The sequence below is a fragment of the Nocardia sp. NPDC006982 genome, from assembly GCF_042869435.1.
In the GTDB taxonomy this organism is placed as follows: domain Bacteria; phylum Actinomycetota; class Actinomycetes; order Mycobacteriales; family Mycobacteriaceae; genus Nocardia.
On record NZ_JBIAFV010000001.1, the window covers coordinates 781,458 to 806,322 of the forward strand.

The following is a 24,865-nucleotide window of genomic DNA, read 5'->3' on the forward strand; positions in this document are numbered from 1 at the left end:
TGCAGCGCAACGGCAAACTTAGACGTCGGGGCCGGTGCGGCCGCCGTAGGTGGCGATCTTGTACTCCGTCGCGGCGAGCGACAGGGTCAGTTCGCGGATACGGCGGCGGATCATGTCGCGGTGCTCGATCAGCATGTCGAGCCGTTCCGGCACGGTGTCCTCGCCGGCGTCGACGAGCTCGATGTAGTGCTGAAGATCGCGCATCGGCATGCCGGACAACCGCATTCGGGTCAGGAACACCAACCTCCGTACCGCTTCGGCGTCGTAGGCGCGGTAACCGCTGCTGTCGCGGCCGACCTCGATCAGCCCCACGCGCTCGTAGTAGCGCAGGGTGTGCGGCGAGACGTCGAGCATGTCCGCGACGTCGGCGATGGTCATCGGCGCCTCGATGTCCGCGGCATTCGAGAGACGGTGAATCACCTCGATCGAGGCCAGGTCGTCGTCCTCGTCGCCGAGCATTGCCAGCGCCCGTTCCATCAATTCGTCCGTCGCCACGTCATCCACCCTAAACGGGGCGAACCGAGGAGACGGCGTCGTCGAAATCGGCGCTGCGGGCGGTCTCGGCCCACTGCTCAACCTCGTGCAGGCCACGACGATAGACGCCGGACAGCCGTTCGACCGCCTCCTTCCCGAGCGGCAGGCGCAGCGGGACGTCCTTGCTGTGCGCGAGGCGCACGATGATGTCGGCCGCTCGCACCGGATCGCCTTCCTGGACGCCGTCGGCGCACGCCATGTCGGCCCGCAGCGCGGCAAGCGTGTCACGGTAGCTTTCCGACACCGTGCTGAACTCGAGCTCCGCGTTGAACGCGGTACGGAACCGGCTCGGCTCGACGATCATCACGCGCACCCCGAACGGCGCGACCTCGGCCGCGAGGGATTCGGACCAGCCTTCGAGCGCGAACTTCGAGGAGCAATAGGCCGACACACCGGGAAACGCCACCCGTCCCCCCTGGCTGCTCATCTGCACGATCGTGCCACTAGCCTGGCCGCGCAGCACGGGCAGCGCGGCCCGCACGAGCGCCGCCGGGCCGAACAGGTGCAAATCCATCAGGTCCCGCAACTGCGCGTCACCGACCTCCTCGATCGCGCCGATCACGGCCCGGCCAGCATTGTTCACGAGCACGTCGAGTCGACCGAACCGGTCGAGGGCGGCGCTCACCAGACCGGCGGCCGCGTGCGTATCGCGCGCATCGAAGTGAGCGAGCAGACAGGTGTCGGAATACTCGGCCGCCAAGTCGGCCACGCTGTCCGGATTGCGCACCGCCGCAACGACATTGTCACCCACCGCGAGCGCCGCCTCCGCCAGCGCGCGCCCGAGACCCTTCGAAGCACCGGTGATGATCCAGGTTTGGGTCGCATGTGTAGTCATGCTGGCGACGGTATGCCTTCGAGTGCGCTCAAAGGCAAGACCGCGCGAGGGGTGTGGTTCCCACCCCCAGACCGCTGGCCATCAGAATCCGAGGTCCGCGGGGTCCGCATGTTCTGAATCCCGGCGGATCCTTCGACGATCCAGTTCTGGTCCGCGTTCGCGACCGAGGCACTGAAAGGCACGACCGCCCCCACCGTTGCTGCCGCTACGGTGAGCGCTAGCCGTGCCCAACTGCGAGGATTATGCGCCTTGATATGCGCCATTGCGGTCTCCTACTCGAGTAGGAGACCGCGCGGATGCGGTCTCCGTTTCGACGACAAGGACGAGACGATCACGTGGAAAGTTACGACTGACTGCCACATCCGGTAACTTTTGTGCCCTATATCTCGTCCTTAAGACATGGACATGACATCACGCGACCATGAGTTTGCAGTAGCGTGGCAGGCTAACCGTACATACTTGGTGGACCTGGCATTCCGAATGCTCGGCAACATCGGGGATGCCGAAGATGTTGTGCAGGAAGCTTTCTCCAGACTGGCCGACACAGACATAACGCAACTAGTCGATGTTCGAGGCTGGCTGACTGTAGTTACCAGCCGGATCTCTATGGATCTGCTGCGCTCGGCGAGGTCGCGCCACGAGTTGCCGGGCGACCCACTCGAGTTGGACTCGCTTGGGTTGGCTCGGCGACCGGTGCCGGCGGATCCAGCCGATCGAATCACGCTCGATGACGATGTGCAGCTAGCCCTGCTCGTTGTCTTGCAGCGCCTGAAGCCCGCCGAGCGCGTCGCGTTCATCTTGCACGATGTATTCGCGATGCCGTTCGAGATGATCGCCGAGACGCTCGGGCGACCGATCGGCACCTGTCGGCAGCTGGCGCGTCGGGCACGGCATAAACTGGCGGGCGCGCAACCCGGTGCTGACATGTTGCACGAACACCGTATGGTCACCGAACAATTCATCGCGGCCTGTGCTGGCGGCGACCTCGACAGGCTCCTGACAATCCTGCATCCGGATGTGTGGGGTGCGGCGACTTTCCTTTCCGGAACCATGGATACCCAGATCAACCGTGGTCGAACCAAGGTTGCCGTGAGCTTGGGCAAGTACTACGCCGACAGAGCGACTCTGGTATCGCACGCTGTCCTCGATAAGCCAGCCGTGCTCGCCTTCATAGACCGAAAATTGTTCGCCTTGCTAGTGCTCACAGTGCAAGACGGCATGGTTGCTCAGATCGAGGCCACTGTGTTTCGAACCAATAGTTGACGGAATTCATCCCCCACTCCGGTTTTCGAGCAGGGCCGGGCACCGTAATCCTGATTGCCAATTTTCTTCGTTCCATGGCGAATGTTTGAATCCCCCCGGGTCCGGTGAGCACCAAACCCGGTGGGATTCACCAATGCACGGGTTGTGGTGCGCCGTTCCTCGGCAGTGTCGGGCGCGTGAATGATCTCAACGTCATGTTGCGGAAGTGGCTACCAAATCCGCTGCGGGTGAACGAACTTCCCTGACCACGTTGCCTCACAGCAATCTCCTTTTCGGTTGGATCTGAGGAGCTTAACGGGCAACTCCGACAACCCCGGCTACTCAGAGGCAAGCCCCAGCGGGGCGCGGCAGCGCGTATGACAGTTCATCTAGATCGCAAGTCAGCGGATGACGCGTTGCGGACGTGGTGATGGTTCGGTCCCCATCCTGGTTCTGCGCCGGGGTGTCCGCCCGGGAGCGGAGCGGGAGGGCGGACGCACCGGGCGGCGCGCGCATGCGCGCCGCTCTTGATCTTCGTAGAGGGAAATTCGGCAAGTTTTCTTAATTGGGTTTCCGGCTTCTTTTTTCTTCTTTTCTTTCTCTTCCGTGGGGGCTCCCAAACCTTCTTTCACTCTCTACATGAGGTCATCAAGCTTGCGGCATAACAGATTTCGCGGGACTGTTCGGTAGTCCCGCTCGATCCGCGGCGCATCCCGGCAGGCAACCTCGCACGCAGGGTTCCAGGATTGGGGTAACCGAATCCGGCACAGCGGGGTCTCGGTATTCCAGCGCTACTCGTCACGGTGTCGGCCTTCGCGTTCGCGTTCGGAGCGTTCACGTTCGCGTTGCTGATGTATCGACCGATTCCGTTCGGACTCGGCGTGTGTCCGCGCTGCGTCCGCGTCGATCATCTTGGGTGGGTTGTTGGTGCTGAGTCCGAGAATGCCCATCATCTGCGGCGATAACCCATTTTCTATTGCTAGTGCTCGCGCGTTGTCGCGCTCCTGTACAGCTCGTGCCAGAGCGTTCGCCTGTGCCTGCTCCGGAGTTCGCTGCGGTGCGGGTGGTGGTGTCTGGGGTCCTTGGGCGTGTCCTGGTTTGATCTCAAGGCCAGGCATCTCCAGCGCTTGCGCGTCACGGTTAGCGCGGGTGGGCGGTTGCGCGTTCTCTCGGTTGTCTTCTCGGGTGAGTATCTGCGCCCAGGTCGGAAGTTCCCGCATCACCCGTGTGGCAGGCTCAGGTTCGACCCTGGCGCGTTCGTCTCGCGCCTTGTTCTCCCGTGCCTGCTCGTCTCGCTCTTTCGTTATTCCTCGCTGCTGAGGGTCTTTCTCTCGAGCGCGCTCGTCTTTCGCCCTGGCTTCCCGTGCTCGCACGATTTCTCGGATTTTCCCTAGCCGTTTACGTGCACGGTCGGCACGAGTCAGCTCGTATGCCCTGATCAATTCGAGTTGTTGGGATACCAGGGACTGACCGAGTCGTATCGCCCGCGCTGCATCAGCGCGGCAAAGGGTCTCATGACGGAACCGTCCAGGAAAATCAAGCGCCAATTTCTGCATATCGCCGAGCACCTTATCCGGTACTTTTTCTCCTTCGACCGTTTCCCAAGTGCTGTGAGTCACCTGCCTGGAGTCAAGCCCTTGCCGCTCTAGGCCGAGTTGCTTTCGTGCGTCTGCTTCGTTTACTCTTCCCGATTTTCGTTCGACACTTCTGACGCCTTTTCCGTCGGAGCGGGCTGAATCCAGTACGCGACTCTTCCCGTTGATTGATATCGCGAATTGCCGGACCCAGCCTCTTTCCGGAGTTTCACCTCGTATATGCGCTCTGCCGAGTTCGAAATAGAGTCCTTTTTCGTAATTCGACATGTCGCGCCGAACGGCATCGTATTCGTCGGGCACAGCGCCCCCTCGCTGGTTCAAATCAGACTGGTTTTCCAGCCGTTCGAATGCAATAATCGACCATCTTCGGACCGTCGTCGTCGAAAAGCCAGTTCACTAGTGATTTTGGCGTCTCTGTCAGCCCGGTATCGGCATAGTGGACAGCTGGCCCGAAATCGGTATACAGCGGCGGGAGTGCGCCGTATTCCGGCTTGTTCGTCCACGTCATTCCGGGGTTCCGCCGTATGCAGCATTCACCGAGGAATCGGACGAACTGGTCCGCGCGGTCCCGGTTCTCGGTTGCAAAGAATCCATTCGGGTCGCCGAACAGTTCTTTCGCGGCTTCAAGAATGCGAGTCAACAGCGGAGGCTTCCACCATGTATCCGTCGAATAGTCCGCGACATCGGGAATAGTTTCGGTGAGGAACCTACTTATCTTCGATTCCATATGCTCGGGTGCGACCCAATCCAAAAATGCTTGGGTTTTGTCATCGAATTCGATATCGAAACCGATCTGTTCATCATTTCCCACGCCGATCATCCCTCCGTAAGGTCGTCACTGTCCGTGCCGGTCAGTCTCTCATCTCACGGTGAAAGGTAGAGCCGTTCATTCGGTAGGCGCTGAAGGCCGGTGGTGTCGCCAGGGAGCACATTTACCGCGTCGACGTAGTAGCGTGCCCGATGCTCTTCGATGAAAGTTAGTGCAGCAGTCAGACATGCGGCGAAGTCCATCCGCACTCCGTGCACGAACACGCTCAGGTGCACATCGGGCACGTCCGGTCGCGGGGAAACCTGTTCACTCATGACGGCTCCGTAATCGGTCGGTGCTGGTGCAGGCCACGAACTTGGTTGGCGTGATCAGGTCGCACGCGAGAGCGATAGCCCGTACGCGGCTGCTGAAGTGGGCCATGTCAGGCGCAATGACCGCTGCCGCTCCCTTGCCGCGTGCCGTCCCGACAATGAGGGCTGTCGGCATGAACGTGTCGTCACCGATGGTGACCATTCCAGTCAGGGTGTAGCCGCGTCGCTGCGCCAACTCGGTGATGACTCGTTCGTCCCGCAACCGGTGCGGGCCACTGACATCAAGCGAGAGAACACCAATTGCCTTGGGAGCGAACGTATTTGTGTTCATGACTGCCGCTCCCGCATCGGCGGAACTGGTGTGGAGTCATCGGGCATGAAGTCGTCAACGTCATCCACGACCCGAACCCCGATCCACGGACACGGCAACGGTGACAGCATGTCCGTAATGCCGTAGTGGTCGCCGATCTTCCCGTCGACCAGCGGGGCCATGGTCATGCAGAACCGGGACGGGCACTGTACCGACTCCAATGCCCCGGTCTTACTGTTGATGCTCCCAATCCCGCACATCGAGAGTTTGGCCCACGGCCCGCAGTCGCATTCAGACATGGGCAGCCCACCTCCGTACGGGCCGGTACTGGCCTGAGCACGCCCGGATCGCGTCGACCACCGCAAGTCCGGACGGCCGGAACGTACAGCGTGGCGGTTCGATCCAGCGTCGGAACTGTGCGCCTTGGTCGGCTGGCGACGGTAACGCCACGCCGCCGCCCGCTCGTATTACCTGGACATCGAGGCGGTACATCTCGGCGAAGAGGCGGACGTCATCCGGGATGTCCGGTCGAATGAGGAATGTCCATCTGTTCTGGCGTGGGTGAGAGCACACCGGGCCAAGCTCCGAACCACGCTGCTGCATAAGGGTTTTCACGGACTGGCCGAGCGGGGCTGGCATGGTCAGCGCCCCCACGTGCTCGACCTTCATCACGATTCGGCCGAGCTGAGGCGGGTCGACGATCGCGGGCAGATCGCACGCCCGTCTGTAGAAGTGGCAGCGGGACAGCGCGGTATCGCCAAAAGGTATGTGGTCCATCGGTTTAGACCTCTGCGCCGGGTTGTTCGGTGTGGGTTTGCTCGGGTTGCCAATCGTGTAGAGCGTTGATGCACTGCTCGATACCGTCGAGACGGCGGTCGACCGGCCACGGGATCGGCGGGCCAACGAATGCTGGGCGGTGCGGTAGATCTGGGCTCGACATCGTGACCCCTCAGTACGGCGGCTAGTTGCACCCGTCCCGAATGTTGGCGTGCCGATGAAGACACGGGAACCGGCCGACATCCGGGCTACGAGCGCCGTGCACGGCGTCGGTTCTTGATGAAACGTCGGCTGACGTGCACTGAGTAGTAGTCTCGTGTCAGAAGGCTTGACAGAGAACAAGGTCAGCGTCCACTAGCGTCCACAGATCGGTGCCGCAGATCCATGGATAAGCCCGGCTCACTGCTTCGGCTGGCCCGCGAATCACAAGGGGTCAGCCTGTCGGCTGTCGCGGCGAGGACTCACTTCTCCAAATCGATGCTCGGCATGTTGGAGAATGATCAGCGGGACGTGAAGCCGGAGCACATCGTTGCCTACTCGCGTGCGTTGAACATCCCCATATCGGCCTTGACGGCACCGCCGAATGACCCGATCCGGCTGGCTCATGAGTGGCTGGTGTCTGATTCCGCTCCGGTCACTCACTCGGCAGTAGGGCACCGGGTTGGGCGTTCACTTGCGGACGACGTTGAGCAGCGCGTTGTTGACCTGCGCCATCTTGACGACGCGGTCGGCGGCAAGGATCTGTTCCCGCTCGTCGTCAAGGAACTCGAGGACCTCCGAACGGTCATCAACGAATGCAGCTATGCCGACGACATCGGCCGTCGCCTCTTGACGGCGGCTGGCGAGCTCTCACAGCTCGCTGGATGGGTCGCCAGCGATGCTGGCTACTACGGGCACGCCCAATACACCTATCTGGACGGCGCGAAAGCGGCTAGTCAGGCAGGGGATCGCATACTCACGGGCCAACTGCTCTCGAGCTTGAGTTATCAGATCGCGAACGTTGGCCACCCGGATGAGGCCGTCCTTCTGGCCCGCACTGCGGTCAAAGGAGCACAGGGGGCCACACCGGTGGTCGCAGCGCTACTGACTGAGCGAGTGGCATGGGCCGCAGCCCGCGCCCGTGACCGTGATGGCGCAATGCGTGCCCTAGACACCGTGGACGACACCTATCAGCGTCGGACAGCTGGTGTCGAGGAACCCGAATGGGTGTACTGGGTGGACCGATCCGAAATCGATGTGATGGCGGGACGATGCTTCGTGGAACTGGGCGATCCGTCGCGCGCCCGGCCTTTGCTGCAACAGGCGATCGACAACTATCCGAAGGATCGAGCGCGGGAGGTCGCGCTCTATCAGACTTGGCTGGCGGAGTCATACGCGCGAAACCGAGATTTCGACGCGGCGCAGGAGACTATCGGGGCCGCTAGGAAGGCTGCGGATGGTATTCATTCGGCGCGGTTGGAGCGGCGGGTTGTTGAGATTGAGCTGATGCTCAGCGGCCGCGGCGGGTGGTAACCCGGCCTAGTCCGGTCACTGACTGGAAGTTGTTGGTGTACAAGCAGTTTCGGTGCAGTCCGGGTTAGGTCTTGGGCAGGCGTATGCTCGATGGCGCCGTCTTGTCTATGAGTGATATGTGTTAGTGGCGGCCCCCGCGCAGTACAGCGCTTCTTATGTCACCGAATCCTTTTCGCGCGTGTAGCGCCCGCGGCGTCGACCCGGCGGTGTCACCTTTCTTCTGAATGTCTTGTTCGAGACCTTCCGAGAGTCGGTGAGCACCGAACGGCTCTACGCCTGCTGGCTGATGTCCATCTACGGCATGCGCCGTAGTGAGGTGCTGGGCATGCGCTGGTCCCGGTTCGATGACCAAGGGCTCGAGGTACGACGCAGCAGGGTGCCGGTCGGCATAGAAACCGACGAAGGCGCGCCGAAGTCCAGGCGCAGCCGCCGTGACCTTCCACCACCACCTGACCTCGCCAGTGCACTTCGTGCGCTGAAGCTCCGTCAGCAGGCCGAAGCCCCTCGCCATCGGCGAGTCGCGGTCCGACGACCCGCTGATCGCGGTGGACGAGGCGGGAAAGCCGATCAGACCAGCGGCCTATACCCGCAGGTTCCGCAGCCTTCGCGAAGATGCCGGGCTTCGCCGCATCCAATTGCGGGGCCTGCGGAACACATCGGTGTCCCTCATGTTGAAGTCGTCCATCCCAGTGCACATCGTCGCCGCCTGGCACGGGCACGATCCGGCGATGCCGGTGAGGGTCTACGCCGATGCGCAACCGGACGATCTGCGAGCGGCGGGCGCGGCCCTGTTCGAGCAATGAGCCGGTTTCCCGCAAGTTGGCACACTCTCGGCACATTAACCACCGATGCGCGCGATGCAAATGGCTACTGATCTGCAGATATAGCGGCTACCAGCGGATACCCCCCAGGCTATCCGGCAAGGTGCGGTCAGCCACGGCAGTGATCGCCGCAGCGCTCGCTTCAGCCCGTTGAACTGCGATAACACCGATCAACCTTGACACATGCCAACGATAAAGGAATCATCTGATTCCATTGGAATCAGATGATTCCAATGGGTGCGGACTCGTTCGGAGGAGTGCAGATGGATCAGCCGACGACGCGACCAGACCATGTGCCGATCGTTGTAATAGGTGCCGGGTTCGCGGGTATCGGATTGGCGGTAAAGCTGCGTGAGGCCGGTTTCCGCGACTTCGTCATCCTCGAACGCGGCTCCGACCTCGGTGGCACCTGGAGCGCCAACACCTACCCCGGCTGCGCGTGCGACGTGCCTTCGATGCTGTATTCGTATTCCTTCGCCCCGAACCCGAATTGGTCCCGCCGCTACGGCACCCAGCCGGAGATCCTCGACTACTTGCGCGGCGTAGCGAATGAATGCGATGTGCCGCAACATATTCGATACGGCACAGAGGTACTCGACGCCGCGTGGGACGAAGCCGCCGGACGGTGGCGCATCCGCACCGGGCGGGGGTCATTGACCGCCGATGTGCTGGTTTCGGCGATCGGTCCGTTCAGCGAGGCACAGATCCCCCGCCTGCCCGGTATCGCGAATTTCACCGGCACTCAGTTCCATTCCCTGCACTGGGATCACGACCACGACCTGACCGGTGAGCGGGTCGCGGTGATCGGCACCGGCGCGTCCGCAGTGCAGTTCATTCCGGAGATCCAGCCCGTGGTGGCACGGCTCACGGTCTTCCAGCGTTCTGCGCCGTGGATCGTCCCGCGCATGGATTGGGCGACCAGCACGGTCGAGCGCACACTCTTGCGCCGGATGCCCTTGCTGGGCAAGACGATCCGCGCCGCCTACTTCACCGGCATCGAGGGATTCGGACTGGTCGGGTTCGTGGACAAGCGGTTCCGTCATCCCTTCGAGGCGCTGGGCCGATTGCAACTGCGGCGCCAGGTTCCCGATCCGCGACTGCGCCGAAAGCTGACGCCCGACTATATGATCGGCTGCAAACGCGCGGTCTTCTCCGACGCCTACTATCCCGCGCTGTCCAAGCCCAATGTCGAGGTGGAGACCGCCGGGATCGCCGAGGTCCGGCCGCGCTCGATCGTCACCGTGTTCGGCACCGAACACGAGGTCGACACGATCATCTGGGGCACCGGTTTCGGTGTGCCGCCACGGATATTCGAGGCCATCCACGACACCGGGGGCCGCACACTCGCCCAGCTGTATCGCGAGCGCCCACGCAGCTATCTGGGCACCACCATCACCGGATTTCCGAACTTCTTCACCACCCTCGGCCCGTTCGGCGCGGCCGGGAACCAGTCGGCGATCTTCATGATCGAGGCGCAGATCCGCTATATCGTGGACGCCGTAAAGCACATGCGCGACAACGGATTTCGCCGTATCGAGGTGCGACCGCAGGTGCAGCGGGACTTCGTCGAGGAAATGGAGCAGCGCAGCCGTGACACGGTGTGGGTCACCGGTGGCTGCCGCAGCTACTATCAGACCGCCGATGGCCATCACAATGCCGGGCTGTATCCGAACTGGAGCTTCGAATACGCCAAGCGCACCATGCGATTCGATTCCGACGCCTACCTGATCGAGGCATCATGAACCTGCTGCGGCTGCTGCCGACCAATCACACCTTCGATGTGGCCGACAAGGTGGTGGTGATCACCGGCGCAGGACGCGGAATCGGTGCGGAACTGGCGCAAATCCTGCACCGCCGCCTCGCGCGGGTCGTCATGCTCGATCTGGACGAGGACAAAGTACGCACCGCCGCATCCCGATTGGGGTCACGTGCGCTCCCACTGCGCGCCGATGTCGCCGACCGCGACAGCATGGTCGCCGCCATGGCGACGGTCCGTGACCGCTTCGGCCGTATCGATCTCGTGGTCGCCAATGCCGGTATCACCCCCACGCCCGCCACCCTGCGCACGATGGACCCCGCCGATTTCGACCGGGTCATCGGGGTCAATCTGACCGGTGTCTTCAACACCGTACGACCGGCCCTCGACGATATCGTCGCCACCGGCGGCCACGTCGTCGTGGTCTCCTCCTGCGCGGCATTCGCGCCCGGCATGGGCGGCTCCCCGTACATGATCAGCAAGGCCGGGGTCGAACAGCTCGGCCGCGCGTTGCGGGTCGAACTCGCCGCATCCGGCGCCACCGCCGGAGTCGCCTATTTCGGCATCGTCGACACCGCCATGACCCACCACACGCTCGACAACGACGAATTCGGCCGCGCGGCCGATGCCATGCTGCCCTGGCCGCTCAACCAGCGCATCAGCGCCGCCCAGGCCGCACTGGCCATCGCCGACGGCATCGCCCGGCGCGCCCCGCGCACCATCGCACCCCGCGTCTGGGAGCCCTACTCCCTGCTGCGCGGTGCCGTCAATGTGCTGATGGACCAGTACCTCAGCACCGATGAACAGCTGCGGGCCCTGCTCCGCAAGCTGGAACAACGCCAGCGCAGCGAGTCCAACCGCGCATGACATGATCCAATCCGTGACTTCGTCAGCCACCACTTGGCGCGGCAGCACCATGGCCAGCCGCGCCGCCGAGCGCCGCGAACAACTCGTGCGCGCCGGTTACGCACTGCTCGGCGGCGAGGGCGCGGCGGCGACCACCATGCGGGCAGTGTGCCGTGCAGCGGGCCTGAGCCTGCGCTACTTCTACGAGAACTTCGCCGATCGCGAAGCCCTGCTCATCGAGATCTACGACCAGACCGCACACGGACTCGTCGACGCCGTCACCACACGGCTGGCCGACGCACCCGACGACGAAACCACCCGTGCCCGAGCGGCTTTCGACGCGGCGGCGCAGTATTTCGCGGACGATCCGCGCCGCGGCCGGATCATGTTCCGCGAAACCCTCGCCGATGACACCCTGCGGGCACGCGGCGCCGACGCGCTCCCCGCCTTCGTCACGCTCGTCGCCGCGCAACTGGCACCGGCGCAGGCCGCGCGCTTCGCTGCCGCACCGGGCCGGATTCCGCTGCCGGTCAGCGCGATATCCGGCGCACTCGTCGCATTGTTCCTCGATTGGCTCGACGGCGATGTCGAGGCAAATCGCGACGAGGTGGTCGACTACGCCACTCGACTCACCATCACCATTCTCGAGCTCACCTGACTACAGCAGTCCACGCAACCGCAGATCGCTGACGTACTTGTCGATGAGCGCGGGGGTCAGATGCGGAATATCTTGTTCGACACCGACTTCGGCGGCTTGTACGGCAGCGGTGAACTCCTTTGCCGGGATGACGGCGCCATGGATCGGCCGAGCGGGTCGGGTATAGGCGTGCAGCAGCGGTAGCACCGAGGCCTGGCGCTGTTTCTCGGGGAGGCCGCGCAGTGCGGTTTCGAATCGGCTCAACCATTCCTGATAGTCGTCGATCCGCCGGATGGGGTTGCCGGATTCGATGAGCCAGTCGACGAATTCGTCGAGGGAGATGCCGTCGTCGTGCGGGTTTAGGACATCGAAGGTGTGGAAATCGGTGCGCGCCCGGGCGCCGATGGCGGTGATCGATTCCGCGGTGAAGTCGACGGGCAGGCCGTCGTAGTGTGCGCGTTGGCGCTTGCCGTCGGCATCGGTCTCGTAGAAGGAGTACGGGGCGATGCCGGTGGCCACCAGACTCAGCAGCAGCCGGGTGAACATATCCGGAATATTCAGCTGGCCGCCGAATCGGCTGTGCGCCAGGATCATATCGGATCGGAAGACGGCGACCGGAAGTCCGCACAGATCGTGTGCTTCCCGCAGCAGGACCTCTCCCGCCCATTTGCTGTTGCCGTAGCCGTTGGCGTAGCTGTCGTCGATGGCACGCGTGGGGCTTATTTCGCGGATGTCGCCGTCCTCCTCGAAGGACGATGGCTGGATCTGGGCGGCGACAGCCACCGTGGACAGATACGTGACGGGCTTGATCCGCGTGGTGATGGCCAGGCGGATGAGTTCAGCGGTACCGACGACATTGGGGCCGAACAGCTGGTCGTAGGGCAGGACATGGTTGACCAGCGCGGCGGGATGCACGATCAGATCGACGGTGTCGGCCAGCCGATGCCACGTCGCATCGTCCAAGCCGAGATTCGGCTCGCCGATATCACCGGGCAGCACTTCGAGGCGGCGGGCCGCCAGCTCGTGGTAGTGCCGCAGCAGGTCCGGATCACCGCTGTCGAAGGCATCGTCGAGCCGTTTGCGCGCTGCCGCGGCGTCTTTGCCGCGGATGATGCAGATGAGTGCGCCGTCCGTCTTGTCGAGTCGCTCGAGCCATTCCAGGCACAGGAAGCGGCCGAGGTAGCCGTTGGCACCGGTCAGCAGCACCGTTTGCGTCTCGGTCGTGTGCGGGAGAGTCGTTGCGGCGGACAGTGTTTGCGCGTCGATGAACTTGTCCAGTGTCAGTTCATCCGCACGCGCGACGCCGCCGTGGGTATGGACCGCGGCGAAGGTGGGCCGGATCGCGCCGGACCCCTGCGCCGATTCGACATACTCCGCCAACTCACGTAATCCGTTGGCCGGGCTGACGATAACGCCCACCGGTACCTCGACGGCGAAAATATCGCGCAGCAGATTCGAAAACGATAGCGCCGACAGGGAATCGCCGCCCAGATCGGTGAAATGCGCATCCGGTCGTAGATCGGTTGTCGCACAACCGAGCAATGCCTGCGCGGCTCGGCTCACGGTTTCCAGAACCGGCAGGTCGGCGGCGTCGCGGCGCAGTGTGAGCAGTTCATTCGCCTGCCCTTCGGCCAGTTCGGTGTACAGCTGCTGCAGCCGCTCGCCGTAGCGCTCGATCAACTTGGGACGCAGCAATTTACCGATGCCGGAGAGCAGACCGTTTTCGATGGTGAAACGTTCGGTTTCGATGAGGAAATCGCGTGGAATCTCGTACGACTCGAGATCGGCCTCCTTGGCGATGCGTTGCAGCGAATCACTCAGTGCCGCTTTGGGATCGGCGCTGCGCAGCGTCTCTTCGGTCGGGACGATAACCGCGAGCAGGTAGGCGCGCTCACTGCTGCCGTATACGAAGATCTGCTCGAGCAGCGGGCTGCTGGCATATACGGCTTCCAGGTGTGCGACCGCGACGAATTCGCCTTGGGAAAGCTTCAGCACATTATTGCGGCGGTCGAGATAGACGAGTTCATCGGGTCCGAGTTCGGCCACGATGTCACCGGTCCGGTAGAACCCGTCCGCGTCGAATATCTCCGCGGTGACCTCGGGACGCTTGTAGTACCCGGGAATCATGGTGCTGGTCTTCAGCAGCAGCTCACCACGCGGATGCGGCTGGTCGGTACCGAAATATCCCAGCTCCGGCACGTCCACCAGCTTGTAGTCGAGCACAGGTGGACGGTGGATCACATTGTCGACCATGATGGCGCCGCCCGCCTCGGTCGAACCGTAGCCATCGTGCAGGTCCATCTCGATGACCGATTCCATGAATGTCTTCATCTCGGCGGCCAGTGGCGCACTGCCGACGACGGGCGACAGGAATCGGCCGCCCAGGAAGTCCTCGCGCAGTTCGGTTTTCACCGCACGATCGAGTTCGGCGCGGTCGATGCCCGGTTCGGCGCGACGTTCCATTTCGCTCTGATAGCGCTGGAAAACCAAATCGCACACGCGCGGCACGAAGAACATCTCGGTCGGCCGAACGAGGCCGATATCCTCGAAAAGCGTCGATATATCACTCTTGGCTGTGAAATACGCGGTGCCGCCGCGGGCCAGCACGCCGTAGAGCGACATGCGTCCGGCCATATGGCTCATCGGCATGTAGTTCAGGCCGATCCCCCCGACCTCCGGCTGGGACAACCACATCGCGGTTACCAACCGGCTGGTGTACATGGCGCCCTTGGGGGTTCCGGTGCTGCCGGAGGTGTAGATCAGCAACGCCAAAGCGTCATCGTCGTCGGGTACGAACAGCGGCGCGGGCGGCAGGGTACGGCCGCGTTCGACTACCGACTCCAGCGATTCCACCACTATCGGAGTGTTCGCCAGGCGGTCGCGGGCGGATTCGAATGCGTCGCGCTGATCATCGTCCTCGGGGTGGTAATCGAAGACCACGAGGCGTTCCGGTGTCGGACCCGCGAGCACGCATTCCACTGCGGTAGTGAGGGTTTCGGGGGTCGCGGCGAGGATGCGTGGTTCGGTCTCGGCAATGATCGCCGACAATTGCTTCGGTGCCGCACCTGCCTGCAGCGGCACGGCGACCGCGCCGAGATATAGACAGGCCAGATCGAGCGTGGTGTAGTCGCCGCTGGTGAAGCCGAGTGTCGCGATGAAGTCGCCTGCTTTGACGGGGTTGTCGGGATTGTGATGCCAGGCTGCGGCGATCGCACCGACGCGCGCCCACAACTCGCCGTAAGTGATGGTGGCGAATTCGGGCAGCGGTCGCAGCGTGCGCCGCCCGGACTCGTCCGTGGCGGGTTCGAGGACCCGGTGCCCGAGCGCGGGCCGATCGGCGTAGGCCGCCACGACCGTCGCCACGATCTGCGATGGCCGCATTCCGGGTTCTCGGATCGCGGCGAAAGTCTCCGGTTTCGGTCGCGCGTTGCGAATGTCCGGATAGGTGGCGTACAAGTCGGCGATGCGATTCATGACCTGTTCCATCCGCGTATCAATAATCATGGCCAGCCTCCTTCGATCGCATGTCGACCGTCGGTTGTTCTGTTCAGATTGAAGACGCCTGTATCCAGCAACACGTTAGCCTGGCTAAATATTCCAGGGCGGTCCATATTCGGCAACGGGGCCTGGCCATATCATTGCGCCGCGCGGCGCTTTGCGATGCTGAAACCATGACGATCCCGCTTCCCGATCTTGTCGAGACGCTGCTCGGTGGTCCACTCTCCATTGTTACCGCGGGCGATCCGGTGTTGCGCACGCCCGCAGCGCGCTACGACGGACAGCTGACGCAGGCTCAATTGGACCGCTTGGTACAGGCTATGCGGGAGACGATGCATGCCGCGCCCGGTGTCGGACTGGCCGCCCCACAGGTCGGGATACCGCTGCGGCTGGCCGTGCTGGAGGATCCGGCCGAAGTGACCGACGAGGTGCGCGCGGTTCGCGGGCGGGTGCCGCTACCCTTCCGAGTTCTGGTCAACCCGACCTACGAACCCATCGGCGACGGCCGCGCGGCATTCTTCGAGGGCTGCCTGAGCGTTCCGGGCTGGCAGGCCGTCGTCGCGCGCCACACCCACGTGCGCCTGCACGGCCAGGACGAACGCGGCCGCGAGCTGGACGAGGAAGTTTCCGGCTGGCCCGCCCGCATCGTCCAACACGAAACCGACCACCTCGACGGGACCCTCTACATCGATCGCGCCATCACCCGCTCCCTGACCTCCGCCGAGAACTTGATCGACCGCTGGCCCCAACCAACCCCTTCGGCCGCGGCGGAGGCCATGGGCTTCGACTTGCCCTGAGTTCGCGACTCCTCGACGAGCTCGTCCACCACCATCTGCTCGGTCATCGTGCGCCTTCGCACCAGCCGCACCCGTGCGGTGGATTCCGGTGCGCTCGGCTGCCCGCAGAACCAGCAGAGCTGGCGCACTTCATGCCCGATCGCCGCAGCCATGCGAGCCGCGTAGATCAGAAACTGACTATCGTCGGTCTCCGCGAGTGCCTCCGCGCGGCGCAACAACTCCGCTGCGCTGCGGGAATCGCACCTCGCCGCCACGCGCAACGGAACAGCGGTGACGATGGCCAGCGCAACGTCCTCGCGGCTCCCGCGGAGCCGCCGGGCACATTCCGGCTCGTCCAACCGCAGAATCCGATCACGCGCATAGTCCCAGCCGTCCTCGTCGCACGCGGCTTGGTGCCACCGCAACCGCACACCCGCCCAGTCGACCTCGCCCGCTGGATCAGCCAGGGCCTTTGGGTGCGCATCGACCGCGCGATTGTGCGCGTCGTAACCTGGCCAGTGCCAGAAGAATTCGTCGATGATCCGGCGCGTCGGGTCGCCCAGTTGCCGACAGGCCTCGGCAATCCGCTCGTCATCTCGCGCCTCCTCGGCGCGTCGCCGGACCGCACGAGCCGATGCCGTGACATCCAGTCCGATCACGCGAAAACTATTGCACTGGTAGATTTCCGGGCCGACAAAACGGCGCAACCCTCGCTCGGTCGTTCGGCTCATCGGGTCCCCTCGAACCTCGTCGATCGCTACCATGTCGTCATCGACGATCGAAGATGCCACTCGGATCGCCCGCCAGAACCCGAGGCCGCTGCCAGCTGCCGATGCGAGTGATGATCACCGCCGCGCACGCCGCGGCAACCACCATCGACAGCGCCACGACAGCGGCCCGCGCCGGCGATATAAAGTCGGAATCGACCGGCCAGAAAAGCACGATCCACGTGGCCAACCACGCCGTCCACCACACACCGACCAACAACCCGCCCGGACGTCGACGCAGGTCCGGCGCATCCGTCGGTGTCCGCGGATCGCTGGCGCGCAGCACATCGGTCAGTATCGTCGCGGGAAACCACAGGTTGACCACGGGGCAGAACCAGCCGCCGACCACCCACCCGATCGGCAGCCGATGCCGCGCCGCACACAGCGCGTCGGCGTTGCTCCTGGCCTGTCGCAGCCACGCCATGAATACGATCCCCGTGCCGAGCAACGCCATGAGCATAGTGATCACGGCCGGACCGACGACCATGGACCAATCGTGAAACTCATTGCGGACCTGAGCATTTGGGTACTTGCCGTGATATTTGTCGAGCGCTTGATAGCCCAGCGCCTCGGTGCTCACAAAGACGAGCAGTGCGGCCGTTGTGCAGCCGATCAAACCGATCGACCAACGCCCGAGCGCATCGATCGGTCCGACGGCCCACGGCCGGGCGAGCGCGGTGCCGGGAGTGGTCCACGAAGACACCGGGCCCTGATTCTGCACAGGTTCGGCCTGAAGGCTCGCCGAACTCCGCGAGTCGTCGTAATCGAGCCACCGCATCGTGGCGGCGGCCACAGTCAATCCGATCGTAATGACCGGGAAGATGACACCGACCGTCACCAGCACCGGACTGCCGATCAGGATCAGATCGTCGTTGCTCGCGGAGACCGCTTTTACGATCGCGAATTCGATTATCCCATAAGCGATGTCGGCCGCACAGGCGGTAACGACGAACGTCCGGCCCGCCTGTCTCCGGCGGAGCAGCTGAGTGCCGCCGAGGAGCAGCAGCACGCCGATCACCAGGAAGATCGGGGCGGAGATCAGCATAGTCGTCCGCATTGGGCGATCCGCCTCGCGAAGCAGTTCACTGCCCGTGTCGAGGAATATGAACAGACCGACCGCAAGCACTGCGCTCAGCAGCCGATGGACCGCGCCGAACAAGGCGAGCACACCCGCCGCGATTGCGGTCCCGCCACTCGGTCGGTGTTCGTACAGCGGATTCTGCCGACTATCAAGATACGGTTTCATGCATCCCTCAACTCCGTGACGGGGCAAACGGTTGCCCACGTTTCGTGCCCAACTTTTTCGGGCACCGACCAGTTGTAGTTCGGTAAGAGCACGGAAAGGCGGTTCAGATGAGCACGACAGGCGATGGCGATTGGGTACGCGACGTTGCGCTCATCGCGCTGCTCGGCGCGGTGCTGCAGGACTGCGCGAGGGAACCGCTGTCATTGCTCGCGAACGCTCCTGAGACGTCGGTGATTCGAATCGGCCGTGGCGGCATTGATTCGGAGCGGTCGTTCGACGACCTGCTGATCGAGGCGTACGAATCGACCAAGGACATGCTGCTGGCCTCGGTCACCAAACAGGTGGGAAGCCGCACCGACGCAGAAGACATCGTCCAGACCGCGTTTATGCGCGTCTACGCCGCACGGCCGACTATCACCGACGCAGAGGAATTGCGTCGCTACATCTGGACCGCCGCAAAGAACCTGACCCGCGATACATGGCGGCGTGCCGCCAACGATCGCGACCGCCTCGATCCCGACGGCGAGACGCGAATCGCGCGGCTGGCAGACAGTGCCGGACTTCCCTTCGACGATGTGATCGCGTTGCGGCACACGCTGATTACCGCATTGAACACCGTCCCCGCCCGTGAGCGCGAGGCAGTAGTCGTGCGCGCGTTCGAGGGAAACACCTATGCCGAAACAGCCGCGATCATGGGCGTGGGAGACGGGACCGTGAAAGCCTACGTGCACGCCGCACTAAAACGGCTCCGTGCAACCATCGAAGCCGCTTGATGCTCAATCGAATTCAACGCTCGAGGTCAGCTGCTCTCGCATGGCGGCTTGCTGTCGACGCCGCGCGGTAGCTTGTCGCGTTCGGCGGCGGTGTAGTCACGATTGCTGATTGCGCAGAGTCTTTGCTGAATGTTGTTGCGGTCGAGGTTTATTCGGAGCGGCCCGACGCCCGAAAGACCGATAAGCGTCGTTCCGACGAGCTTCCAAACCACGGTGGACCCAGGCACTGCGAACTTCGTGCTGGTACCTGTCCGGGTGTCCCACACTTCGACATCGGACTTGTTGCCGAGCACGACAAGACCGTCCGGTGACCATCCAGCGACAACGGAGTCGTGCGGTACCGGCGCCATATCCACCTTCGCCGTTTCGCCAGTGGCGGTGTTCCAGCGGAACAACGAACCGGAGTCGTCCTGGACCAGCACTTCGGCCTGTCCTGGATTCATATGGACACTTACCACCCTTATACCCGGTGGATCGAATGAGCGAACCAGCGCGCCGGTCTGGAGATTCCACAGCTGCAGCGCCATGCCGTCGATGTCGACAACAACCGAGTCTGCCGACGCATAACCGACGAGGGCCGACGCTCGTGCGGGAGTCCGTAAATCCTCGAGGTTCTGGCTGAGCAGGACCTGACCGCCGATCTGGCTACGGTCGCCGATGCGCCAGCGGGTGATGGCTCCCGCGTGCAGCGCGGCCACTTCGTCATCGTCGCGGATGGCGAAGGTTATGAACGACAAACCTTCCGGATCCAAACCCGGGGGCGTCGGGAGCGCTATTCGATCTGCCTCGTCGAAGGCAGGCATGAGCACAACGGCAACCTTCGAAGTGCCGGTCCACATCAAGGCGTGCCGCTCGTCGGGAGTAAAGGCGAGCATCGCATGTGGCCACACGCGAAGCGTGAAACCGGGCAGGCTGAAGAGAAGACGCATCGACTTCATGTCGATGACTTCGAACGTTTCGCCGCGAGAGCTCGCGACATAACGACCATCGGGACTCCACAGCGCCGTGACATCGTCGGGCGTGATCTCGGGCCAATCAGGGTTGGACTCTGCTGCCACCGCATATCGCTCGATGCCCTTACTCGCCGCAAAGATCAACACCGGGCCGGCCGAGGTGAGGTGAACCGCAGGGGCGACCCCGTCGGAACTGCTTCGAACCTGAACCTGATAGACGCGTCCAGTCGCTAAGTGGACGAGCTTTGCGATCCCGAACGCGTCCCTGTTGCCGACGTAATATTCGATCGCGAATTGTCCTGTCCTGTCGACTCCGGGCGATTGGCAGGTGCCGAGTCCGACACTGCGAAGCTGCGCACCGTCGGCGCCGCGAATGATCAGCGTCTTCGCGTCGTCGGCGCATTCGACGGTCAGGCCGTCCGGTGTGACGTCGTGCCCTCGCCATTCACGAACTGGCCGACCGCTTCTCAGATCGAAAACGACCTGGTGTTGTTTGAGATCCGCGTCCGTCTCCCGAAGCCACAGGGTCTCGTTCACCGAGTCGACCCGTTCGACGATACGTGTCGGCATGCCATCGGCGGGAATGCCCTGGAGTTGGCGAGGTGGTCCGGACAGGTCATATCTTTCGACCACATCAGGATCGCCGAGATAGGTGCCATGGTCCCGCTTCGGATCGACAGAAATGAACAACTGTCGGCCGTCCTCGGAGAACGTTGCGACGAGCGCCTTTCTGCCGACGACTTGCACACCCTCGGGGCGAACGGTGACGGGACCGGATCTAGTCGGCACGTCCCACAGCGCGACGCCGCCACGGTCGTCGATGACGGCCAATTTGCCGCCATTGGGGCTCAGGCGTGCGCCCACAACATTCGGCCCCGCTGCGACCCGCCACCACGACGGCGATCCGGTGAGAAATCCTGTCCAGACCGTGATATTGCCGTTCGATTCGGCAGTTGCCAACACCGACGCATCCGCGCTGAAATCCGCTGTCTGCACATCGGACCACAGCTCGTTGTACGCGACATCCAATGAGCCCAACCGAACCTGTTCGAGCAGCTGATCGGCTCGAACATCCGCATTGTCCGCAGCGAATCTTCCTGCGGCTTGCGCGAATTGGAGCGCCCTGGACGGATCGGTGTTACCGAGCACTTCGGATTGCTGAGCGAGGTTTATTCCCGCTTGCTCCCGCAATTGGGCCGTCCGGGCCTGGCTGGCCCGATAGGCGACGACTGCGGTGCCGGAGGCGACCAGAGCGAGTACGGTGACCACCGCGGTGACGGTCCACAATCGCCGCACCTCGCGTCGGCGGAGGCGGCGGGACGCGGCGATGTACAGCCGATGCGCTGCAGGGATTTCAGGTTTGCGCTTGTCGACCCATTCGAGCGCATCCTCCAGCGTCTTGCCGTGCAACAGCGCGCCGTTGTCGTGTGCGGACAGCTCCCACTTCTGGCGGTCCTGCTCCAGTTGCTGTTGCCAGGCACGGAAGTCGCGGTCGTCCTGCAGCCAGCCGCGCAGCCGCGACCAGTTGTCGATGAGGGCCTGGTGCGCCAGTTCTACGATGTCGGTTCCCTGCGCGTCCCGGCCGACGACGACCAGCCGGTCACGCGCCAATCGTCCAGCGACACTGCGTAGTTCGGGGAAATCACCGATCGACACCACGGACCGGACGAAACCCGCTCCGCTGGACGCGGGTGCGGCAAGCAGCTTCAGTAGGCGCCGCACGTCGAATTGCTCGACCGGATCGGTGAACTGGTCCAGCACCTGCTCAGCGCGGTCGGTGAAGAAACCCGTTGCGCGGCCGACCTTTTCGTAATCATCGATGGTCAGAGATGCGCTGCCGCGCCGATCCCACAGTTGCGTCAGAGTCGACTCGAGCAGTGGCAGCGCACCCGGCTCGCCCACCGTGTCGTCGACGAGACGCTCGACCAGCGCCGGCTGCAGATCGACGCCAGGCGCACGGGCCGCGGGCCGCTGGATGGCGTCGCGGAGCTGGTCACGCCCCATCGGCGCCAGCGCCACCGTCGCCCCGTCGAGAAAACTGGCGAGTTCCGCGTCGATCAGGTTGTTCAGCGCATCCCACCGCAACGTGAGCAGAATTCGGATGTGCCCCTCGGTATCGGCGCGGGTGAGCTCCATCAGCCATTGCAGGACCGCACGTGCCCGCTCCGGCGTGGTCGCGGCCAGATCCTCGAATTGATCCGCGAAGAGCACCAGCCCCTCCGGCGGCACGCGCTCCAGCAATCGCGCCACTGAGTCGTCGGGGGTATCCGACTCCCGCGCCGCCTGTTCCGCCAGCAGTGTCGAGAGCTCGCCGCCGTCCGGAAAATCGAATCGTGGCGCCACCGCTCGGACGACCGGCGTGGCCGCCTCGCCCGGCGACACCTCGCCGGCGAGCCGGAAGGTCGCGATCTGCCGCCCCTGTGCCCGGAGCCGGGGGATCACCCCCGCGCGGATGAGCGACGATTTGCCGGTGCCCGACGGTCCGGCCACCGCGACGAGCGGTCGCCGCCGCAATGCTGCCGACACCCGCTCGATGTCGTCGTCTCGACCGTAGAAGTAGTCCGCGTGTTCCTCGTCGAACGGCTCCAGCCCACGATAGGGATTGGGGACGAATGAGGGGTCCATACCGAGCACGTCGGCAATCGGGATCATGAACGCTGTCCCGGTGTACCCACGCGGGTCGGCAACTGCCGCCATCCCCACTACCGCGTCTGTTCCGCTGTCCCACACCGGCGCACCGCTGAACCCCCGCGTGATCGGCTGACCGCCGACCCGCTGCAGCTGCAGCCAGCCGGTGCCCTGCCGTTCCCGGAACTCACCCGACGCCCAGACGCCATCGGGCAACTCCGCCGGAAAGCCGAAAATCCGGAACTCGCGCCCCCACGGGTCATGGGCGCGCCAAAACGGCGGCGGCGCCACCGAATCGCCTACGGCGTCGTCCAGCTCCAGGATCGCGATATCACCCCGACCGTCCTCGGCGATCGGTGACCACCGGCGCACCCGCGCCCGCTGTGGCCCGGCCGACGGCAGCAACGGAAAGTCCACCGCCACAACCGAGTCCGGCGGCTGCACGTCATTCGGATCGGTACCGGTCGCGTACGCGACCACGTGCGCGCACGTCGCGACGATCTTCGGGCCCACCAGGAACCCCGCGCCGACGACCTGACCTGTGGTCGTGCATATCCGCGCATGCGCCGAGCCGAATCGAGCGACAGCGCTCGAACCACCTGCAGTCATGGTCCCCCTCTCGGTGCCCGAACGAACATATCCCGGCACAACAGAGCTCGAGATCGAAAGCGCTATCGTCGGTATACATCTCGCCGCGCTTCGACGGCCTTCGCAGCGGCCGCCGGTCGGTATCCAGGTGTTGCCAGTACCAGTGTTATCGGACTCCTGTTACTGGTGTGGGATCGGTTGCAAGCTCATGACATGACTCAGACCTTGCAGCCGGGTAACGCTGCGGCCACGTCGGCCGTTGCGGGATCGGCAGTTCAACCCGCCGCGATCGGTGCACGGCGGACCATCGCGGTGCTCGCGGTGTTGCTCACCGGGCAGTTCATGGCGGTACTCGATGCCTCGATCGTGAATGTCGCCATTCCTTCTATTCGTACTTCGTTGCATACCAGTGGATCCGCGCTGCAGTTGATCGTCGCGGGGTATGTGATCGCCTATGCCGTGCTGCTCGTGACCGGTGCGCGATTGGGTGATCGGTTCACTCAACGCCATACCTTCATCACCGGGCTCGCGGTGTTCACCGTTGCCTCGCTGGCCTGCGGGTTGGCATGGAATGAGTTCTCGCTCATCGTATTCCGGTTCCTGCAGGGCGCGGGGGCCGCGGCGATGATTCCGCAGATCATGACCATGATCCAGCGGAATTTCACCGGCAATGCCAGGGCCAAGGCGCTCAGCGCGTACTCGGCGATCATTTCCGGCGGCATGGTCGTCGGTCAGGTGGCGGGCGGATTGATCGTCAATGCCGACCTTTTCGGGAGTAGCTGGCGCGGGGTATTCCTGGTGAATGTGCCGATCGGTGCCGTGCTTCTGCTGATCGCGCCGCGGGTACTGCCCACGGCCACTGCGCGATTCGATCGGAAACTCGATCTCGCGGGTCTGACCATGCTCACCATCTCGGTGCTGCTGCTCGTGTTGCCGCTGGTGCTGGGGCATGAGCAGGACTGGCCGCTGTGGACATGGATCATGTTGGGTGCCAGCGTGATCGGGGTCGGAATGTTCGTGGCCATCGAGCGGGCGGTCGCGGCACGCGACGGTGAACCGCTGTTCGCGCAGCGGGTGCTGAAATCGCCGGGCCTGGCGCTCACCGCGGGCACGCTCTTCACGATCATGGCGACCTTCGGTGGCTGGATGTTCGTCATGGCGATCCACCTGCAGAGCACCCTCGGCTATACCGCACTACACGCGGGTCTGCTGTTCATCCCGATGGGCGTGACCTTCGCGCTGGCCAGTTTGAACTGGGAGCGCATCCCACATCGCCTGCACGCCACCATGATTCCGTTCGGCCTGGTGGTCGGCGCGGCCACCATGGTGACGCTGGGCATGATGCTGCGCAACGGCGCCGACTTCGGTCCGCTGCCGCTGGTCGTCTTCGGGATCCAGGGCATCGGTTTCGGCCTGGCCTTCAGCCCGCTGATGACCCGCACCCTGGCCAGGATTCCGATGGCCCTTGCGGCCGATGCCAGCGGCATTCTGGTGACCAGTGTGCAACTGGGCATCGTGGTCGGGATCGCCTGCTTCGGGTCGGTATTCCTCGGCCTCATGGGCAGTACGGTGCTCTCGGCCGCACATGCGTTGGGCGGCACCGCCATTGCGGAGGGTGTCACGGTATTGGTTGCCGCAGCGCTGTCTGCTCGCGCCGCGCGGTAAGTGCAACCGATCCCGGATTCGCTCGG

Annotated in this window: 20 protein-coding genes; 9 read left to right on the plus strand and 11 right to left on the minus strand. The window is 63.7% G+C overall.

What is annotated here, in order from left to right; genetic code table 11:
- Nucleotides 1-18: 18 nt before the first annotated feature.
- Nucleotides 19-495: a MerR family transcriptional regulator gene (locus ACFYOW_RS03440; RefSeq protein ID WP_387284096.1), complete on the minus strand. Its 477-nt coding sequence runs from the start codon at nt 493-495 to the stop codon at nt 19-21.
- A 10-nt stretch (nt 496-505) separates the two neighbouring features.
- Nucleotides 506-1,369 carry an SDR family NAD(P)-dependent oxidoreductase gene (locus tag ACFYOW_RS03445; RefSeq protein ID WP_387284098.1) on the minus strand — a complete coding sequence of 288 codons (864 nt, stop codon included), beginning with the start codon at nt 1,367-1,369 and terminating at the stop codon, nt 506-508.
- A gap of 405 nt (nt 1,370-1,774) precedes the next feature.
- Here ACFYOW_RS03445 and sigI point away from each other — a divergent pair, with 405 nt between their 5' ends.
- Entirely contained in the window at nt 1,775-2,632 is an 858-nt protein-coding gene (sigI, locus tag ACFYOW_RS03450) for an RNA polymerase sigma factor SigI (RefSeq protein ID WP_387284100.1), read from the plus strand.
- Between the two features lie 770 nt (nt 2,633-3,402).
- Here sigI and ACFYOW_RS03455 read toward each other — a convergent pair.
- Genes ACFYOW_RS03455 through ACFYOW_RS03475 form a run of 5 tightly spaced genes read right to left on the minus strand, consistent with a single transcriptional unit; the run spans nt 3,403 to nt 5,895 of the window.
- Complete coding sequence (locus ACFYOW_RS03455) at nt 3,403-4,506, minus strand: hypothetical protein (protein WP_387284102.1); 1,104 nt, start codon at nt 4,504-4,506, stop codon at nt 3,403-3,405.
- Nucleotides 4,507-4,528: 22 nt separating this feature from the next.
- The gene (locus tag ACFYOW_RS03460) at nt 4,529-5,017 is read right to left on the minus strand and encodes a hypothetical protein (protein ID WP_387284104.1); all 489 of its coding nucleotides are present in this window, start codon (nt 5,015-5,017) and stop codon (nt 4,529-4,531) included.
- Between the two features lie 53 nt (nt 5,018-5,070).
- Complete coding sequence (locus ACFYOW_RS03465; RefSeq protein ID WP_387284106.1) at nt 5,071-5,289, minus strand: hypothetical protein; 219 nt, start codon at nt 5,287-5,289, stop codon at nt 5,071-5,073.
- Nucleotides 5,282-5,617 carry a hypothetical protein gene (locus tag ACFYOW_RS03470; protein WP_387284108.1) on the minus strand — a complete coding sequence of 112 codons (336 nt, stop codon included), beginning with the start codon at nt 5,615-5,617 and terminating at the stop codon, nt 5,282-5,284. The genes ACFYOW_RS03465 and ACFYOW_RS03470 overlap by 8 nt, the downstream gene beginning before the upstream one ends.
- Nucleotides 5,614-5,895: a hypothetical protein gene (locus tag ACFYOW_RS03475; protein WP_387284110.1), complete on the minus strand. Its 282-nt coding sequence runs from the start codon at nt 5,893-5,895 to the stop codon at nt 5,614-5,616. The genes ACFYOW_RS03470 and ACFYOW_RS03475 overlap by 4 nt, the downstream gene beginning before the upstream one ends.
- An 862-nt stretch (nt 5,896-6,757) precedes the next feature.
- On the opposite strand from ACFYOW_RS03475, the gene ACFYOW_RS03480 reads away from it, so the two are divergent.
- From ACFYOW_RS03480 to ACFYOW_RS03500, 5 genes are all read left to right on the plus strand, one after another.
- Nucleotides 6,758-7,885 (plus strand): helix-turn-helix domain-containing protein, encoded by a 1,128-nt coding sequence (locus tag ACFYOW_RS03480; RefSeq protein WP_387284111.1) that lies wholly within the window; start codon nt 6,758-6,760, stop codon nt 7,883-7,885.
- Between the two features lie 668 nt (nt 7,886-8,553).
- Nucleotides 8,554-8,688 (plus strand): recombinase XerD, encoded by a 135-nt coding sequence (locus tag ACFYOW_RS03485; protein ID WP_387284113.1) that lies wholly within the window; start codon nt 8,554-8,556, stop codon nt 8,686-8,688.
- 281 nt (nt 8,689-8,969) lie between these two features.
- Nucleotides 8,970-10,448 (plus strand): flavin-containing monooxygenase, encoded by a 1,479-nt coding sequence (locus ACFYOW_RS03490; RefSeq protein ID WP_387284114.1) that lies wholly within the window; start codon nt 8,970-8,972, stop codon nt 10,446-10,448.
- Nucleotides 10,445-11,329 carry an SDR family oxidoreductase gene (locus tag ACFYOW_RS03495; protein WP_387284116.1) on the plus strand — a complete coding sequence of 295 codons (885 nt, stop codon included), beginning with the start codon at nt 10,445-10,447 and terminating at the stop codon, nt 11,327-11,329. The genes ACFYOW_RS03490 and ACFYOW_RS03495 overlap by 4 nt, the downstream gene beginning before the upstream one ends.
- 13 nt (nt 11,330-11,342) lie before the next feature.
- Nucleotides 11,343-11,966, plus strand: coding sequence for a TetR/AcrR family transcriptional regulator (locus tag ACFYOW_RS03500; RefSeq protein ID WP_387284118.1), 624 nt, complete (start codon nt 11,343-11,345; stop codon nt 11,964-11,966).
- Here ACFYOW_RS03500 and car read toward each other — a convergent pair whose 3' ends face one another.
- A complete protein-coding gene (car, locus tag ACFYOW_RS03505; protein ID WP_387284120.1) occupies nt 11,967-15,449 on the minus strand; it encodes a carboxylic acid reductase in 3,483 nt (1,160 codons plus the stop codon). It lies immediately after the preceding gene.
- A gap of 167 nt (nt 15,450-15,616) precedes the next feature.
- Between car and def the strand changes: the two genes are divergently transcribed.
- Complete coding sequence (gene def / locus ACFYOW_RS03510) at nt 15,617-16,240, plus strand: peptide deformylase (RefSeq protein WP_387284122.1); 624 nt, start codon at nt 15,617-15,619, stop codon at nt 16,238-16,240.
- Here def and ACFYOW_RS03515 read toward each other — a convergent pair.
- Both ACFYOW_RS03515 and ACFYOW_RS03520 read right to left on the minus strand, forming a co-directional pair.
- A complete protein-coding gene (locus tag ACFYOW_RS03515) occupies nt 16,126-16,950 on the minus strand; it encodes a hypothetical protein (protein WP_387284124.1) in 825 nt (274 codons plus the stop codon). The two genes, def and ACFYOW_RS03515, sit on opposite strands and share 115 nt — an antisense overlap.
- A 37-nt stretch (nt 16,951-16,987) precedes the next feature.
- Complete coding sequence (locus tag ACFYOW_RS03520; protein ID WP_387284126.1) at nt 16,988-18,232, minus strand: DUF4328 domain-containing protein; 1,245 nt, start codon at nt 18,230-18,232, stop codon at nt 16,988-16,990.
- 170 nt (nt 18,233-18,402) lie between these two features.
- Between ACFYOW_RS03520 and ACFYOW_RS03525 the strand changes: the two genes are divergently transcribed.
- Complete coding sequence (locus tag ACFYOW_RS03525; protein WP_387284128.1) at nt 18,403-19,005, plus strand: RNA polymerase sigma factor; 603 nt, start codon at nt 18,403-18,405, stop codon at nt 19,003-19,005.
- A 26-nt stretch (nt 19,006-19,031) separates the two neighbouring features.
- Here the strand turns inward: ACFYOW_RS03525 and ACFYOW_RS03530 are convergent, their stop codons facing one another.
- Nucleotides 19,032-23,195: a trypsin-like peptidase domain-containing protein gene (locus tag ACFYOW_RS03530; protein WP_387284129.1), complete on the minus strand. Its 4,164-nt coding sequence runs from the start codon at nt 23,193-23,195 to the stop codon at nt 19,032-19,034.
- A gap of 192 nt (nt 23,196-23,387) precedes the next feature.
- Between ACFYOW_RS03530 and ACFYOW_RS03535 the strand changes: the two genes are divergently transcribed.
- Nucleotides 23,388-24,839 (plus strand): MFS transporter, encoded by a 1,452-nt coding sequence (locus tag ACFYOW_RS03535; protein WP_387284131.1) that lies wholly within the window; start codon nt 23,388-23,390, stop codon nt 24,837-24,839.
- The last annotated feature ends 26 nt before the right edge of the window (nt 24,840-24,865 follow it).

Bases quoted from the DNA above. Each gene is read 5' to 3' on its own strand.
- ACFYOW_RS03445 (WP_387284098.1), bottom strand. From the start codon at position 1,369: ATGACTACACATGCGACCCAAACCTGGATCATCACCGGTGCTTCGAAG.
- sigI (WP_387284100.1), top strand. From the start codon at position 1,775: ATGACATCACGCGACCATGAGTTTGCAGTAGCGTGGCAGGCTAACCGT.
- ACFYOW_RS03465 (WP_387284106.1), bottom strand. From the start codon at position 5,289: ATGAGTGAACAGGTTTCCCCGCGACCGGACGTGCCCGATGTGCACCTG.
- ACFYOW_RS03470 (WP_387284108.1), bottom strand. From the start codon at position 5,617: ATGAACACAAATACGTTCGCTCCCAAGGCAATTGGTGTTCTCTCGCTT.
- ACFYOW_RS03475 (WP_387284110.1), bottom strand. From the start codon at position 5,895: ATGTCTGAATGCGACTGCGGGCCGTGGGCCAAACTCTCGATGTGCGGG.
- ACFYOW_RS03480 (WP_387284111.1), top strand. From the start codon at position 6,758: ATGGATAAGCCCGGCTCACTGCTTCGGCTGGCCCGCGAATCACAAGGG.
- ACFYOW_RS03485 (WP_387284113.1), top strand. From the start codon at position 8,554: ATGTTGAAGTCGTCCATCCCAGTGCACATCGTCGCCGCCTGGCACGGG.
- ACFYOW_RS03490 (WP_387284114.1), top strand. From the start codon at position 8,970: ATGGATCAGCCGACGACGCGACCAGACCATGTGCCGATCGTTGTAATA.
- ACFYOW_RS03495 (WP_387284116.1), top strand. From the start codon at position 10,445: ATGAACCTGCTGCGGCTGCTGCCGACCAATCACACCTTCGATGTGGCC.
- car (WP_387284120.1), bottom strand. From the start codon at position 15,449: ATGATTATTGATACGCGGATGGAACAGGTCATGAATCGCATCGCCGAC.
- def (WP_387284122.1), top strand. From the start codon at position 15,617: ATGACGATCCCGCTTCCCGATCTTGTCGAGACGCTGCTCGGTGGTCCA.
- ACFYOW_RS03515 (WP_387284124.1), bottom strand. From the start codon at position 16,950: ATGAGCCGAACGACCGAGCGAGGGTTGCGCCGTTTTGTCGGCCCGGAA.
- ACFYOW_RS03520 (WP_387284126.1), bottom strand. From the start codon at position 18,232: ATGAAACCGTATCTTGATAGTCGGCAGAATCCGCTGTACGAACACCGA.
- ACFYOW_RS03530 (WP_387284129.1), bottom strand. From the start codon at position 23,195: ATGACTGCAGGTGGTTCGAGCGCTGTCGCTCGATTCGGCTCGGCGCAT.
- ACFYOW_RS03535 (WP_387284131.1), top strand. From the start codon at position 23,388: ATGACTCAGACCTTGCAGCCGGGTAACGCTGCGGCCACGTCGGCCGTT.